16 protein-coding genes are annotated in these 14,785 nt (G+C 60.0%); 5 read left to right on the forward strand and 11 right to left on the reverse strand.

Annotated elements, in window-relative coordinates; genetic code table 11:
* Positions 1–175: 175 nt before the first annotated feature.
* The 4 genes from nadE to D7S86_RS22785 all read right to left on the reverse strand — a co-directional run bounded on the left by nadE (position 176) and on the right by D7S86_RS22785 (position 2,876).
* Positions 176–1,030: an ammonia-dependent NAD(+) synthetase gene (gene nadE, locus D7S86_RS22770; RefSeq protein ID WP_121089649.1), complete on the reverse strand. Its 855-nt coding sequence runs from the start codon at positions 1,028–1,030 to the stop codon at positions 176–178.
* A 109-nt stretch (positions 1,031–1,139) separates the two neighbouring features.
* Complete coding sequence (locus tag D7S86_RS22775) at positions 1,140–1,985, reverse strand: MBL fold metallo-hydrolase (RefSeq protein WP_121089651.1); 846 nt, start codon at positions 1,983–1,985, stop codon at positions 1,140–1,142.
* Positions 1,986–2,003: 18 nt separating this feature from the next.
* Entirely contained in the window at positions 2,004–2,330 is a 327-nt protein-coding gene (locus D7S86_RS22780; protein WP_121089653.1) for a hypothetical protein, read from the reverse strand.
* A 3-nt stretch (positions 2,331–2,333) separates the two neighbouring features.
* The gene (locus D7S86_RS22785) at positions 2,334–2,876 is read right to left on the reverse strand and encodes a sugar ABC transporter (RefSeq protein ID WP_121089655.1); all 543 of its coding nucleotides are present in this window, start codon (positions 2,874–2,876) and stop codon (positions 2,334–2,336) included.
* Positions 2,877–3,043: 167 nt separating this feature from the next.
* Here D7S86_RS22785 and D7S86_RS22790 point away from each other — a divergent pair, with 167 nt between their 5' ends.
* On the forward strand, positions 3,044–3,949 hold the full coding sequence (locus tag D7S86_RS22790; RefSeq protein ID WP_121089657.1) for a LysR substrate-binding domain-containing protein: 906 nt from the start codon (positions 3,044–3,046) through the stop codon (positions 3,947–3,949).
* Positions 3,950–4,019: 70 nt separating this feature from the next.
* Here D7S86_RS22790 and D7S86_RS22795 read toward each other — a convergent pair whose 3' ends face one another.
* Genes D7S86_RS22795 through D7S86_RS22805 form a run of 3 tightly spaced genes read right to left on the reverse strand, consistent with a single transcriptional unit; the run spans position 4,020 to position 6,645 of the window.
* On the reverse strand, positions 4,020–5,084 hold the full coding sequence (locus tag D7S86_RS22795; RefSeq protein ID WP_121089659.1) for an ABC transporter substrate-binding protein: 1,065 nt from the start codon (positions 5,082–5,084) through the stop codon (positions 4,020–4,022).
* A complete protein-coding gene (locus D7S86_RS22800) occupies positions 5,081–5,878 on the reverse strand; it encodes an ABC transporter permease (RefSeq protein ID WP_121089661.1) in 798 nt (265 codons plus the stop codon). The genes D7S86_RS22795 and D7S86_RS22800 overlap by 4 nt, the downstream gene beginning before the upstream one ends.
* Complete coding sequence (locus D7S86_RS22805) at positions 5,875–6,645, reverse strand: ABC transporter ATP-binding protein (protein WP_121089663.1); 771 nt, start codon at positions 6,643–6,645, stop codon at positions 5,875–5,877. Before D7S86_RS22805 ends, D7S86_RS22800 begins: the two co-directional genes overlap by 4 nt.
* A 409-nt stretch (positions 6,646–7,054) precedes the next feature.
* Here D7S86_RS22805 and D7S86_RS22810 point away from each other — a divergent pair, with 409 nt between their 5' ends.
* Positions 7,055–7,960 carry an ion channel gene (locus D7S86_RS22810; RefSeq protein ID WP_121089665.1) on the forward strand — a complete coding sequence of 302 codons (906 nt, stop codon included), beginning with the start codon at positions 7,055–7,057 and terminating at the stop codon, positions 7,958–7,960.
* Positions 7,961–8,168: 208 nt separating this feature from the next.
* On the opposite strand, the gene D7S86_RS29610 is transcribed toward D7S86_RS22810, so the two are convergent.
* The 4 genes from D7S86_RS29610 to D7S86_RS22820 form a co-directional block, all read right to left on the reverse strand.
* On the reverse strand, positions 8,169–8,321 hold the full coding sequence (locus D7S86_RS29610; RefSeq protein ID WP_158602055.1) for a hypothetical protein: 153 nt from the start codon (positions 8,319–8,321) through the stop codon (positions 8,169–8,171).
* 587 nt (positions 8,322–8,908) lie between these two features.
* Positions 8,909–10,072: an NRAMP family divalent metal transporter gene (locus D7S86_RS22815; protein ID WP_240648359.1), complete on the reverse strand. Its 1,164-nt coding sequence runs from the start codon at positions 10,070–10,072 to the stop codon at positions 8,909–8,911.
* A gap of 613 nt (positions 10,073–10,685) precedes the next feature.
* A complete protein-coding gene (locus D7S86_RS29615) occupies positions 10,686–10,838 on the reverse strand; it encodes a hypothetical protein (protein WP_158602056.1) in 153 nt (50 codons plus the stop codon).
* A 55-nt stretch (positions 10,839–10,893) separates the two neighbouring features.
* Complete coding sequence (locus D7S86_RS22820; RefSeq protein WP_147432430.1) at positions 10,894–11,178, reverse strand: hypothetical protein; 285 nt, start codon at positions 11,176–11,178, stop codon at positions 10,894–10,896.
* Positions 11,179–11,559: 381 nt separating this feature from the next.
* Between D7S86_RS22820 and D7S86_RS22825 the strand changes: the two genes are divergently transcribed.
* From D7S86_RS22825 to D7S86_RS22835, 3 genes are all read left to right on the forward strand, one after another.
* Positions 11,560–13,161 (forward strand): carboxylesterase/lipase family protein, encoded by a 1,602-nt coding sequence (locus D7S86_RS22825; RefSeq protein WP_158602057.1) that lies wholly within the window; start codon positions 11,560–11,562, stop codon positions 13,159–13,161.
* Positions 13,162–13,237: 76 nt separating this feature from the next.
* Entirely contained in the window at positions 13,238–13,492 is a 255-nt protein-coding gene (locus D7S86_RS30315) for a 7(1) septoil knot domain-containing protein (RefSeq protein ID WP_240648363.1), read from the forward strand.
* Between the two features lie 152 nt (positions 13,493–13,644).
* Positions 13,645–14,355, forward strand: a complete 711-nt coding sequence (locus D7S86_RS22835; RefSeq protein WP_121089675.1) for a hypothetical protein — start codon at positions 13,645–13,647, stop codon at positions 14,353–14,355.
* Positions 14,356–14,785: the final 430 nt, after the last annotated feature.

Consider the following 14,785-nt stretch of genomic DNA (forward strand, 5'->3'; position numbering starts at 1 on the left):
TTGCGTTTAAGTATTGAGGCACTGGTGTGCCCAGTGAAATCCGGTCTGCAATACGTGCTCGCCTGGCGACGCAATCCTTCGAAGAAGGAGGCAGTCATGAAGCGCAAACGGTTCTCGGCCGGGCAGATCGCGGCGGACACCCTGGCAGGCGTCGACAGGGTTCCTGCGCAGAAACTCATTCTGGCCAGTCGAACGGCGTGTAGGGCAAGACCCGCTTGTGCCGGGTCGCCTCATAGAAGCGCAGCACTGTGTCGTAAATCGTGTTGCTGACCGGTTTGCATTCTAGAAAATCGTCAATCGCGTCGTATGGAATCCCGTACGCATCCTCGTCTGGACGTTGCGGACGCAGCGTTTCCAGATCGGCAGTCGGCACCTTGCAAGCGATGGCCTCGGTGACACCGAGCGCGATCGCCAATGCACGAACGCGTCGCTTATTCAAGCCTGCGAGCGGCAAAACGTCGGCGCCGCCATCGCCGAACTTTGTGAAAAATCCCATGACGGATTCCGCAGCGTGATCCGTGCCGATCACCACACCCCTATCCGCGCCTGCCATCGCGTACTGCGCGATCATTCGTTGGCGCGCCTTGATGTTGCCGTGAACGAAATCCCGATACGCGTCGCCAGCGAACACCATGCCGCTTGCAACCAGCGATGCCAGCATGGCATCGGCGGCAGGTTTGATATCGACAATCAGCGTTCGATCGGCACGAATGAACCCGAGCGCCTGCTGTGCGTCCGCTTCGTCATGCTGAACACCATAGGGCAAACGTACGGCGATAAAACGCGCGTCATAGCCGTTGGAGCGGAGACGTTCGACGGCAAGCTGCGCGAGCCGGCCCGACGTGGTCGAATCGACGCCACCACTGATGCCCAGCACATAACAGCTCAAACCGCTCTTGCGTAAATAGTCCGCGAGAAAGGCAACGCGCCGCTCGATTTCCTGTTGCACGTCAAAATGCTCCGCCACGTACAAGGCGTCGGCGATCCGCCGTTGAACGCGAGTTCGGTCTATGGGGTCGGTGGGGTTCATCGGTCGGTTCTCGTTAGCGCGTCGCTATGTCATGCAGCAGACAAAGAAACACCCGCGGAATATGCGTATGCCTTTGGCGTCATGCTAGCCGCCGGATCGCTGGTTTCGTTCATCCTTGGGTTTCATAAAGCAGGCCGTATTCCTTTCCCTTTCGGGTGATGCGTGCAAAACCGAGTTCGCCCAAGTGCATGCCGGCGATCAAAAGCCCGTCCGCACTGACACGATCCAGCAGCCGCAATCGTGTGGCGGCTGCCAGGGACGCGTCTTGGTCGAAGGCGATCGATACGTCGGGCCGCTGAATCTGGATGTGAGGAAAATGAACCACGTCCCCCCAGACCAGCAGTCCCCGATCACGCGATTCCAGAACATAGCCGGTGTGCCCGTCCGTATGCCCAGGCAGCGGCATCGCGCTGATCCCGGGGAGTACTTGCCCGTCGTCAAAGGTACGCAATCTGTCGCGATAGGCGTCGAACGCCTGACGCGCGATCAGGAAGTTACCGCGTCCCCGTTCGCTGGCGCGAGCGAGATTGCCGTCGTCCTGCCAGAACCCGATCTCTCGCCGATGCACAACGAGCTCCGCATTCGGGAACGCGACGTGTCCTGCGCGATTCACCAAGCCGCCTACGTGGTCGGGATGCGCGTGCGTGAGCAGGATCGTGTCGATCGCGGACGGCTCGATACCGGCATGCCCCAGATTGACGTTCAGGCGGCCACCCCATTGCTTGAACCCTCCCGCCCCGCCGTCGATGAGCACGGTGTGTCCCCCTCCGCGTACGACGTAGCAGTTGATATGCACGGCGTCGGGTTCCGTCTGCCCTCCATCGCGCTGCATCCTGGACGCGTCCGACGGATCAATGTTCGACAGGAAGTCGAGGCTGGCGGTGAGATAGCCATCGCTGATGGCGGTAATCGTGAAGTCCCCGACATGCTGGTCAGGAAAGGGAAGCGTGGGCACCGTGTTTCTCCGAGCCGGCTAATTGCGGGCGTATAGGTTCGATGCGGCATAGCCGAAGCAACGGACGCGCGCGATGAGGCCGGTGCGATGCACGATCGCGTCGTCTAGGGCTTCGATGAACCGGTTCATGACGGCCGGCGTGCGAAACGGCTCGAGTCGGTACAGGATTTCCGCGAAGATCGGATGGCCGTGCCCATGCCGCACTTCCAGAAAAAGGACATGAACGTTCTTGAGCTCGGCATCAAGCACCTGCGTACAGAGCTCGATGCAGTCGCGCGAAAGCTCGGCAAGACGTTCCTCGGACGGCATCCGCGTCGCATCGATATGGAACGTGACGTTGGGCATGGACTAGTCTTGCGCAATCGAAACGGAACCGGCGCTCGTCAACTGCGCCGTCATGGGCGAATACAGGTGCACGTCTTCGGAGAGCCCTTCGATATGCCGGGCGTGTTCGCGCGACAGCACGGCGAGCCAGCGACGCGCCGGAAACTGCTCCAGAGCGACGGCGTGCATGGCCTGCGGCTCAAGGTCCATTCGGATGAACGGATCGGGGCCGCTTGCGCAAAGCGCGAGGCATTGATCGCGGTTGACTGCTGGCGCAAGGCCGATGCCGCTATAGAGATTTCGATGCCAGTCGGTAATGTGCTGCTGCCACTTCGCGAAATTCCCGCCGCCTTTGCGGCGATATTCGTCGCCGGTCAGGACTTCGAGGCCGTCGACCGTGTGAATGGCCAGATAAGTAGGGCAACCGTCGCTGATCGCTTTGAATCGTTGTGACGTGTGAAACCCGGTGACCGAGATCAGGGCCGGCAGCTTTTCAAGGCTGTAGAAGCGGTTCCATTCGGCTTCTTCGGTGGGGTCGGTGAAGCTGCATTCCACGGTGTAAATCATCAGATTGTCGTCGGGAAAGGATGCGGGTCCTTCCGCGAGCGCTCCATATTCATTGCAATAACGTCATGCTAGGCTCGCTTTTTTCTCGTATAAAACGAAATAAAGTCAGGTTTTAGTGACATTGACTCAAGCTGACAGCCAAACGCCTTCTGTTCGGAGAAACGCCCGTGCCACGCAAGATTCCCAGCAATTCAGCGCTCCAGGCGTTCGAGGCCGCGGCACGGCACGGAAGCTTTGCGCGCGCCGCCGATGAGCTGGCACGGACCGAAGGCGCCGTCAGCCGCCAGATCGGCCGGCTTGAGGCGTTTCTGGGCGTCACCCTGTTCGAGCGCATCGGCAATCGGGTGCGGCTTGCCCCTAACGGGGCGCGGTACGCGGTGCAGGTTCGCGAGATACTGGATCGGCTGGAACGGAACAGCCTGTATGTGATGGGCCAGCCCATCGAAGGCGCGAGCATCGATATCGCTGCCATTCCGACCTTCGCTACGCGCTGGCTGATCCCCAGGCTCAAACATTTTCAGAACCAGCATCCGGACATTACGGTGCATATCGCCGAACGGATGGAGCCGTTTCTTCTGGCAGGCAGCGGTTTCGACGCCGCCATTCATTTCGAGCATCCGGCATGGGCGGGGATGCATCTGCATCCGCTGTTGGGGGAGGTGTTGGTGCCCGTCTGTAGTCCGGCGCTGCTGGCCGACGCCGGAGCGAACCCATTGTTGGACGCGCTGCCGCGCTTGCACCGGCGACAGAACCCGGACGCATGGCGGATCTATGCACAGGAGTCCGGCATCGCGCTGACCCATCCGGCGATGGGTGCGCGCTACGATCTCCATTCGATGCTGATCGAGGCGGCGTTGGCGGGCCTGGGGGTCGCGTTGGTGCCGCGCCTCTACATCGGCGCCGAGCTCGAACAGGGACGTCTTGTCACGCCCTGGCCGGATGGCAAGGTGGTCAGCAAAAACTTCTGTCTTGTCCTTCCCGAACCGATTGAGCTGGCGGATGGGCCGCTACAGGCATTTGCGAAATGGATGCTGAACGAAGCCCGGGGATTGGCGCCTCATCGCGGCACCTGACAACAGGCGGAAGGGACGCCGGTCTTCAATCGAGCCATCTCCGAGATCGCCGTCGTCCGAATCGGGCAATTTATTTCCCCTTGTAGGCCTTCGCCATCGCAATGATCTCCGTTTGCCCGAAGTTGTTGATGTCGTCGACGAGGTCGTTCGTGATCAGTTCGTTCGCGGGAACCTTCTCCTGGGTCACCCCCCACTTCTGCATGAAGTCCGCATATGCCGCGTAGTGCTTCTCGGAGCTTTCCCCCCATTTTGTGACGCCGGATTTCTCGAGCTTCAGGTTCGCGACGCGTGCTTCGAGGGTGATGACCGCCTGGCGGAGCGCCGTTGCTTCATCGACACCTGTCGGCTTGGTCTCCGGGTACACGTCCCACAGAATACGAATGGCGGCTTCCGGATTGGCGATGGTAAATACTGTACCCTTCGCGAAGCCTTGAGCTAATGCGATGGCCTGTTTTCGCTGAGTGCTCAAGGTCTCTTCGAGCGCGAGGAAGCCGTTCGACGGGAAAGCCTCGATCTCTTTGGTGGAGAGAAGCCGAAGCTTGACGCCGGCATTTTCGATGACCGCATACTGCGTGTCATATTCGCTCAAGGCATCAATCTGGCCGGCGCGAAGCAGCGCGACCGTTTGCGCTCCTTCGCCCGTGACGACGAGGTGTATGTCGAGATCGGGATTCAGCCCGGCATTGGATACCAGCGCACGCGCGATGATCACGCCCGCCGAACTCATCGAAATGACACCAATCGAGGTGTCTTTCAGATCGGCGACTTTCGTGACTTTACTGTCTTGAGGCACGGCGAGGCCGTAGATATTGCCTTGATAGGCGGTGTAGAAGATTTTCGCCTTGACGCCCTGCTGACGAATGATCGCAAGCGGCTCGACGGATGGAAGCGAATAGGCGAGTTCCTTGGTCGCGACGAGTTTGACGCAGTCGGTGGAGCCGCCGACCGGCACGAGCTCGACTTTGATGCCGTCCTTCGCGTACCAACCCATTTTCATCGCAACGGCGAATGGCGCTGCAGCGACGCTAATCGTACGCACGCACCAACCGACTCGCACGAGCGTCTGTCCGCATGCGTCAAGAGGGACTTGGCTTAGCAAACCGGCGCAGATGGCAATCAGGGAAATGGGCTTCATCTGACTTCTCCTTCGACCGGCAGATTGGAAATTCCGCCCTGTGACGCATCCCAGAAGAGCAGCCTCTTTCGGACCGCAACAATGATCGTGTGAAGCAGTAGTCCAAGCACGGAGAGCACGATAAGCACCGAAAACTGTCCCGCGACGTCCATCGTGTAGGTCATGCTCATGATCAGGACGCCAAGCCCTCTTTGTGCGCCTACGAATTCCGCGACGATCGAGCCGATGAGCGCCAGCATCATGGCGATCTCCAAGCCGGCAAAAATGTACGGTGTCGCGCCCGGTATGCGCAGCATCCAGAAAATCTGCATGTTCGAAGCGTCAAGCGAGCGCATCAGGGAAACGCGATCTTCGTCGGCGGCGCGTAGACCGGCAACGGTGTTGACCATCAGTGGAAAGAACGCAGTCAGTGAGGCTTGCGCTACCTTTGAGCCGACGCCGAGACCGAACCAGACGATGATCAGCGGGGCCAAAGCGATCTTCGGCATGGCCTGGAACATGAGAATGAACGGATAGAGAAAGTAGTCGCAACGTCGACTCAGCGCGATGAGCGTACCGAGGACGAGCGCCACGACCGATCCCACCGCAAAGCCGAGCAGCGTTTCAAGGAGCGTTGTCCAGAGATGGCGAACGTAGATCGTGGACTCGATGCCGTGATACAGGGCGATGCACACCTTGGACGGCGGCGGCAGAATATAAGCCGGGATATTGCAAAGCCGAACGATGCTCTCCCACGCCGCGAGCACGACGAGTATCAGCAGTGGGCGCAGCAGCGCTTCAAGAGGGCGACTCATAAGGCGAGGTCAGCCTGAGTTCTAAAATGATCACGGACCCGTTTCACATGTCGGCCGAACTCCATCGTCGTCATGACATCAAGGGCGCGTGGGCGACCGAGCTCAACAACGACGTCATCGACGATTTGTCCGGGGCGCGGGGTCATCACCAGGACCCGATCCGCAAGGAACACGGCCTCGGGAATCGAGTGCGTGATAAACAATACCGTCTCCTTGCGTTCGAGCCAGATATGTTGGAGCTGCATGTTCATCTGCTCACGCGTCATGGCATCCAGGGCTCCGAATGGCTCATCCATAAACAGAATGGCCGGATCATGAATGAGTGCGCGCACCATGGCGGCACGCTGTTGCATGCCGCCTGAAAGCTCATGCGGATAGCGATGCTCGAAACCCTGGAGACCGACGAGGGTGAGTAGATCCATCGCGCGCGTCTTGAGCGCGTTGCGGCCAAGGCGCAGGACGTCGACGGGAAGCAGGATATTCTCGAGCACCGTGCGCCAGGGAAACAGTACGGGCGATTGAAAGACGACGCCGATGTCGCGGCGCGGTCCCGCGACTGCTGTGCCGTTAAGTCGCGCCTCGCCTCGCGAAGCCTTCACAAGTCCGATCAGAATCTTGAGAAGCGTGGATTTCCCGCAGCCGGACGGCCCTACGACGGCGACGAATTGCCCCGCTTCAATCGTGAAGCAAATGTCCTGCAATGCGACCACCGGACGGTCGCGCGTGGCATACACTTTGCTGACGCCGTTCACCGCGATGCGTTCCATGACGGCACCTTGGGGCGATCGCACGCTCGTCCGCGTCGCCAGATTCTCGTGGGCGTGGTTGCTTCCTCGTTGCTTGGATAGCGAGCGCTGCACTATCACGCTTATTGCGTGCGCCCATCGCTTTAAGCGCAGGCGTCGATCCTCACGACAGAGGGTCTTATAGAGTCTAGGCGAAATACGTGGACGGATAGGAGACGATCGGCTTGCAAGGCGATCGGATGGATTCCGGTCGCGCGCCTCTAGCTTGGGGCAGTGCACGACGGTCTTCGCGTGTTCCATCGGGCGCGCTCGCGATCGTGTGCGCGATGCCGGACCTGAGGTGGAATGCCGCGCTCAAGACGGCCTTGGGAATGTCGGCCGGACGGTAGAATGCCATCGGGCCGATTCCGGCAAACACCTCAGGCGAACGATGACAGACGACCGCGCACCACGGCCCGATAGCGAACGACATGGGCCACCACCTCATCACCGGCTGCGCGTCGATGGTGGCCGACACGTTTTCACACACGGCCTTCGGCAGTACATCTGGCAGGACATCTATCACCACGCGCTCACCATGCGCTGGCCGATTTTTTTTGCCGCGGCGGCGGTGTTGTTCATTGTCCTGAATTGCGGATTCGCATTGCTGTTCCTGTGCGGCGACCATGCGATCGCCAATCAGGCGCCTGCAGGATTTCTCGGCGCTTTTTTCTTCAGCGTCGAAACGCTGGCGACCGTCGGTTATGGCGATATGCATCCCGCCACGATTTACGGCCACGTGGTGGCGACTGTTGAAATCTTTGTCGGTATGTCGGGGGTCGCCTTGACGACGGGGATGATCTTCGCGCGGTTCTCGCGACCTCGTGCGCGGATCATCTTTGCGAAATACGCGATCGTGCGGCCGATCGAAGGTCGTACAACCCTGATGGTCCGCGCGGCGAACGCGCGGCAAAACGTGATCGCGGAAGCTACGGCACGCATGCGCATGATGCGCTCGGAAACCACGGCCGAAGGCTTTTTCATTCGCAAGCTCTACGACATCCCGTTAGTCCGGGAGCGTCATCCGGTTTTCATGCTTGGGTGGAACATGATGCATGTGATCGATGAAAGCAGCCCGCTTTTCGGAGAGACGGTGGAGTCACTGACGAAGAGTCGGGCAGAACTGCTGCTCACGATCGAGGGCGTCGACGAAACCACGATGCAAACGATGCAGGCGCGCACGGCCTGGCCGCCCGAGCGAATTCTTTGGGATCACGATTACGTCGATCTCCTGCATCAGGAAGACGGCGTCACGCATATCGACTACACGGTGTTCGACAAAGTCGTGCCGCGATGACACGTCGAGCGCTTGGAGATCGACGATCGTGCGCGCCGTCCGATGGCGCCGGCCGACAGAAATCGTGTGGAGATGACGAGGTTCCGCTCGCGGGTCGGTATTCTTGATAGACACATGTGCCGTCTCGTCATTTGGGGCGATATGTACGTAATATATGTACATATCGCCGCGAACTAAGAAAAACCCACGCCCGCGGCAGACCGCGCTTTTAGTGCGTGTTGAGCGGCGTACGCTTTGTGAGCGCGTTCCAGAGCGCGGCGAGGCGATGCATGCCGCGCGATCGAACGATGTCGAAGTGGTCAGGAAGGATCACGCAATCGTGGGCGTGAGGGATTTTCCAGAGCAGAAGGCCGTAGGTCATGATGCGTCTCCAGGCATCGTCGAAGATGCCGTGCGTGGGGAAACGGCGGACGCGCGGCCGCTTGCGTCATCAACGCGGCATCAGCGCATCGGCTCGCGTTCCCCGGTATGCGATAAGGGTGAGCGAGGTAAGGGGCAACTGTCGCTGTCGGGCATATCGACTCCTTGTGTACAGCGCACGCGCACTGCGTACACGCGTGCGGATTCCACGTGCGGACTCACGCAATCGACGACATCGTCGCGGCGCGAGCGAACACGTCCACGGGACGGCGCCCGTGAAGCGAAGTCGTCGGCACGCCCGCATTCGAATATGCAGCGTTCAGACGACGCGATAGCAGTGCATGAAGGGAACAACGACACGCACCGTCTGCCTGTGAGCAAGACGGCGGCGAGAGAAGAGGCGCTCGGACGTCTTGCAGGTCAGGCAGTGGGACTGCTCGAAGATCGACTACTGGATGCGTCCAAGGCATCGGCCTCGTTTGTGAAAGTGCCCGAATTCTAGTGGGCGTCTAGAGATAGCGTCAATGCATATTCCCTTTCAATCGTGACGCTTGATTAGACGCCCCTTAGCGGTCTGTTCGGCACGCGTTAAAAGAGCGAAGACAGGCCGCCGTACACGCCGAGGAACGCCGTCGCGGCGGCGCCGATGAGCAATAGCCAGAAATAGAATCCCTTAAGCCGCTTTTCCTCCGGGAGCGCGTCTGCCGCCAGTGCGGCCAGTAAGCCGAGCACAAAAGGCAGAAAGAGGGCGTTGACGACCTGTGCGCCGATGTTCACGAGGACGAGATCGTGGCTGATGCAGACGATGACGCTGGCGGTCAGCACGCTTGCGACGTAACCCCCGTAGAACCACGGTGAACGACCGGGCTTGAATTCCAGCGATCGTTGGTAACCCAGGACTTCGCCAAGACCCCAGGCCATCGCGAGCGACGCCACAACGGCCGCGACGGTGGCGGCGCCCAGTACGCCGACGCCGAACACCAGGCGGCCGAACTTCACGCCCAGATAGGGCGTCAACATCGCGCTGATATCACCGACCGATTTGAGCGATACCGTTGAGCGATGTCCGCCCAAGGTGGCCGCCACCGCGACGAGTACCGAGATCGTCAAGCATTGCGTCAGCAGAGCGCCGATGGCGGTTTCCCCTCGCGCCGTGGGGAGGTCGCGTGCCTCGAGCCGTTTTTCCGCAATGGCCGATTGCTGGTAAAAAATCATCCAGGGATTGAATACCGTGCCGATCAAGGCCGCGGCGAGAAACAGGAAGCCATGATCCCGCCATGGGAGATCGCTGACGTGCTGCCGAATCGTCGCGAGATCCGGTTGGGATCGCCACGCTACGTAAAAGAACGCCAATTCGAAAAGACCGATGATCACGGCCACGCGTTCGACGCGCCGATACGAACCCGTCGTCACGATCCCGATCAGCGCCGCCGCCGATAGCGGCAGGCTGATCAAACGCGAAACGCCGTAGAGCTCGCCGATGCCCGCGACAGCAGTGAATTCCGTGACGAGCGTTCCGGTCGTCGCGACGACCAGTCCGACGACCGACAGGTATGCCCATGTCGGTCCGAATCGCTCGCGGATCAGTTCTCCGTGCCCTTTTTGCGTATAGATGCCGAGTCGGACCGTGAGCTCCTGAACCATGTAGAGCACGGGGAAGAGCGCCAGCAGCAAAGGCGCCAACCGGTAGCCCCACTGCACGCCGCTTTGCGCGGCCGCGACGACGCTGCCGGCATCGGAGTTGGCCAACATGACGAGCAGACCGGGTCCGCAAATCGACAAAGCGCGCAACAGTCGCGCTCTTATCGTGCGGCGTGGAAGGCGATCCTCGGGTGTCGTTTCATTCGCGCAAGTCTTATTCGATTTCGTCGCTTCGTGCTGCATATCTGTTCGACTGATCTGATCCGCACACGGGGGTGTCGGAGCAGTAACGCCGCCTCAGGCGGCCAGGAGAGACGCATCGTGCGCTCCTCGAAGCTGGAACTCGAAGTGACAAAACGTTCGACTAACTGGACGGCGGCTGGGTGTCGCGACCTGCGTCGGACTCCCTTGCCCTGCCTCCGTGGTTCAACGTTCCGACGTGCTTTTCCCGAGACGCCCGCTGCGAGTGGATAACAACAACAATGATCGCCAAGCCAACGGCAAACGCGAGCCAGGACGCGACTTCAAAGGAATCTCTCATGGCAAGGGGTGTCCAGAGGCTGATTGCGAGCTGACTGAACGCTTTGTCTGATGAGAGCGCGGAGCTTCCGTTTCCGGTTCCTTAAGCTCGGATTGCGTTGACGGTCCGAGCTTCCATAAGCCGAATACCGCCATCAAAACCGCGAGTCCGAAGCCGATGCCCAGCACGATGCATGTACTCATTCTAACCTTTCAGCGCGTTTTCACTGTCGTCGAGCGCAAGCGTCATCCACACGCACGCAGTGACATCCATCGTACAGAGGCTTCCTTTCAGAACGGGCAGCGTATCGATGCGCGCTTTCAGCACGGTTCCTTTCGCGATGCTAACGATGACCATGACACGTGAATCGGGCTACACGTCGAAGCGATTGACGACGCGTTCAAGTCCGGTACTACTTGGTGTCGGTCGTCTTGCTGGTGGAGTCGAAGAACGCCGTGGCAGATAGCACCATCGATCCGATTTTGTCGACGTGATGATCGCTGAGCCAGCGCGCGAGTCCCGTTTTCAAGAACGTGTCGTTCCTGTCTTTGGGTGCTGTATCGGCCAACGTTTGATACGCCTGCGTCACCAATGTCCGAGGCGCTTCGGGCGGAAACAGCTTCGCAAACTTTGTAATGGTGGCGGCGGAGACCGTGTTGTCCGTAGTCGTTGACGTACTCGTCGATGTGATTTTCACGCTGCGCTCCGAATGGCATCGCCCCATGAAACAGGGGTCGCGATTCAGTGTACGCGTTCAGCGTGACCGGTGTGAATGCTTCTTGGTGGAAAGGGTCTACGCGGGTGCCGCAGAAGCCCGAGCATCGCATGTTTTTGCACGCGTCTTTGTAAAGTCGGATTCAAGCCGCGCCTGAACAGCGAGCGTGTCCGTGTCGTCATCGCCTGCGCGTGGAGAGTCTTTGATCGTTAAGCCTGCATGCCGAAAGGTTTCAACGACCTGACTTGTCGCGACGACGTCGGTGGGCTTCCACGTTTCGAGAGGCGATGTCGGATCGATTTCTGTCGATCGGATGGTCGGACTGTTGCAGTATTCGAGTGCGATGGTCTCTTGGAGAATTCCATGTATCCGGCACGATGTGTTGCCGTGCTCCTGCTAAGCCTACTGTTTGCTAACGTGGCCTGTCCGTCTGAAAGCGCGTCATCGGGTACGGACAACGATCGTGACGCGGCGTTTTCCAAGGCGCTTGTCCATGCACCGGACGCCGTTTATCAAGGCACCGTCGACTCCGGCTTTTCCGTGTTCAAAGGCATTCCGTACGCGCAGCCGCCGGTCGGCGATCTGCGATGGAAGCCTCCGGTTCCGGCCGAAAAAAATACCGCCGTCGTCGACGCGACGCGATACGGACCGGCCAGCGCGCAAAACGCGCTGGCCGGTGACGTGCTCGACATTGCCGCACCCAAGGATCAAAGCGAGGATTGCCTGCACCTCAACGTCTGGTCTCCCGCGCACGCGGCCAACGCGTCGCTTCCCGTCATGGTCTGGATCCATGGCGGTTGGTTTGCGCGCGGGTCTTCCCGGCAATATCCAAGCGGGGTGCTCGCCAAGAAAGGGAACGTCGTCGTCGTCACACTCGACTATCGCCTCGGGCCATTCGGCTTTCTTGCGCATCCGAGGTTGACCGCCGAATCGCCTGACCACAGCTCCGGTAACGATGGGCTGCGCGATCAGATTGCGGCGCTTCAATGGGTGCGGCGCAATATCCAGGCATTCGGCGGCGACCCCGATCGCGTGACGATCTTCGGACAGTCCGCCGGTGGGTATAGCGTCTGCTATTTGCTGGCCTCGCCGCTGACGAAGGGGCTGTTCCGCGCGGCGATCATGCAGTCGGGGACGTGTGAACTCAGAGGTCCGCAGCCCGCGCGACGCGCGGAGCAATTGGGGATCCGGCTATCGAACACGGTTCAATGCGAGGACACGCGAGACGTATTGGCGTGCCTGAGGCAAAAAAGCACCGCGGAGATCCTCGCTGCGCTTCCCAGTTCGGCGACGCTTCGATCTCCGGTGAACTATCGTCCGAATCAGGACGGGGAGGTGTTGCCCGGCTCGGCACGGCAATTGATCATCGACGGCGCGGGAAAAAACATTCCCGTCATGATCGGTTCCACGATCGACGACGCAAGTCGTTTCGTTCCGTCGACGTCGACGCGCGAGGAATGGGCGGACTATGTGAGAAAGCGCTGGCCGAAGCTGGCCGACACGATTCTTGCGCTTTATCCAGCCGATACCGACGCGGACGCGCATGCGGTGGCCGTGCGTGCGGCCACCGAAATGGTGTTCGGCTGTTCGGCTTTGGCGACCGCCAAGGCGATCGCCGGCAACGGGACGCCCGTCTATCTTTATCTTTTCACGTATGTGCCGGAGCGCGGCAGGCGCTTGAAGATCGGCGCATTCCATGCGGCCGAGTTGCCCTACGTTTTCGGGAATCTCAATCAGACGAACAGCCCAGGCTATGGTCCCGATGACGTTCGGCTGTCCGATGCGCTGATTGCGATCTGGAGCCGCTTCGCGGCGACCGGCGATCCGAATGGACCCGGTCTGCCCGCATGGCCTCGGTATGTGCCGACCGCTGATACGATTCAGGAAATCGGACTTGAGCAACAGCACGTAGCGAATCCGGAAGCGCGCGACTGCAGCGCGTTGCAGCGGCTTGGATTGCAGTAGCGGTGCTTTATTCCGGCAACAATTGAATCTTTCTTTAAGTGAGGCTTGGATGGCGCGCATCTATCAGGCGGCAACCATGAGCGAGGCTCAGTTTCGCGTCACGTTGGTCGACGATGCGGCGCGGGCGGATCTGCTCGTCTGTCGCGTTTCGAGTGCGGCTGAAGCGCACGGCGACGCCCTGTGGTTCATCACGAGCGACCGGCAATTTCCCGGTACGCCCGTTTATTTCTGTGACGAACGTCAAGCCGACTTGAAAGTGTGTTTCGTCCACGCGCGCGGCGAAGCGGGTTGGCGTCGCGCGCATCCGATGCAGGGGCGACTGAGCAGGTAGCGCGCCGCACTCGCCGGTGTCATGACTCAGCGTGATTCGGCCGATCGCGGTGCCCATCCCCGGAATTAAAAAATCCAAACCAATCTATTCGAGCGATCGGCCCGTTCGCGATTCAAGACAATGCAGTCTCCATTCAACGCTCGGAGACTGAAGTGACGATCAACGCATTGTTCGGCGTGAACCCCAATCGAGAAAGTCAAAGTACGGGCGACGCGAAAAGCGGTATCGACGGTTCCACTTTTGCCGCGTCGCTCGCGGCATCGATGCAGGCATCGCAACAAGCGCAAGCCACGCAAGCGGACACCTCCACGCAAGCGAACACGTCCCCGTCTTCGGCATCGAATGCTGCGTCGAGCACGGCGTCCGCGACCACCGCATCGAATACCGATACGTCGACCGTCGCCTTGGGTGCCGATGCGAAAGGACTGTCCGAACTCGCCGCGGACGGTGTGACGGTGTCGGTCCAGAGTCTTGCCGGGCTGGATTTGCCGCAGGGATTGAGTCCTTCTTCCGCAACGTATCAGCAGGATCTCCTCAAAGCCTTGAACGCGGCGCCCCATGAATCGAGCGGCGATACGCTGTCGCAGTCGGCGTTCGTCTCTTTGATCGAGCAATTCGGCGGCACGCAGACGCAAGCCGATCAACTCTTTTCGCAGCTTGGCGGGACGGACTCCGGCACCGTATCGAATGCACAGATGCTCGATGCCTTGGGTCAACTTTCGAGCGACCCGTCGAGCACGACGTCCCAGATGTTGCTGAGCTTGATGGACAGCAATCACAACCAGGTCGTGAGCAGCAGCGAATTCATGCAATTCGAAACGGCGATGGTCGACGCGGAGAACGGTGTCTCGACAGTGGGGTGAACGCCACCCGGGGCGATTCGACGCATGCCCGATAACGAGGGCATCGGGCACGATATACGTCTAGTCGACGCAATCGACACCTTGAGTCGTGGCGTGCGAGGGATCGACATCGCTCCCTCGCTGTTTCTCAAACATCGCCTGCGCTCACCGCAGCCGATCGTCGCATGAAGAGGCAGGCCGTGGGTTCATCGCGAGGCCCACGGTCCGGATCGCGCATTGCAGCGTTCACTGAATAAACCCTGAAAGATCCGTATCAGGATCGATGACAGTCGCGCCGGGCGAGTCTCGGCAGCGCCGATATGTCGCGCGCGTGAACGGCGCCGTGCGCGACGAAGGGTTGTGGCGATACCACGCAAAGATTGGATTCATATCCAGGTTTTCGACCCGCTGAATGTGGCCTTACAATCGCGGCTATCCTCGCATGGCATCG

Source organism: Pararobbsia silviterrae (assembly GCF_003628125.1).
Taxonomy (GTDB): Bacteria; Pseudomonadota; Gammaproteobacteria; order Burkholderiales; family Burkholderiaceae; genus Pararobbsia; species Pararobbsia silviterrae.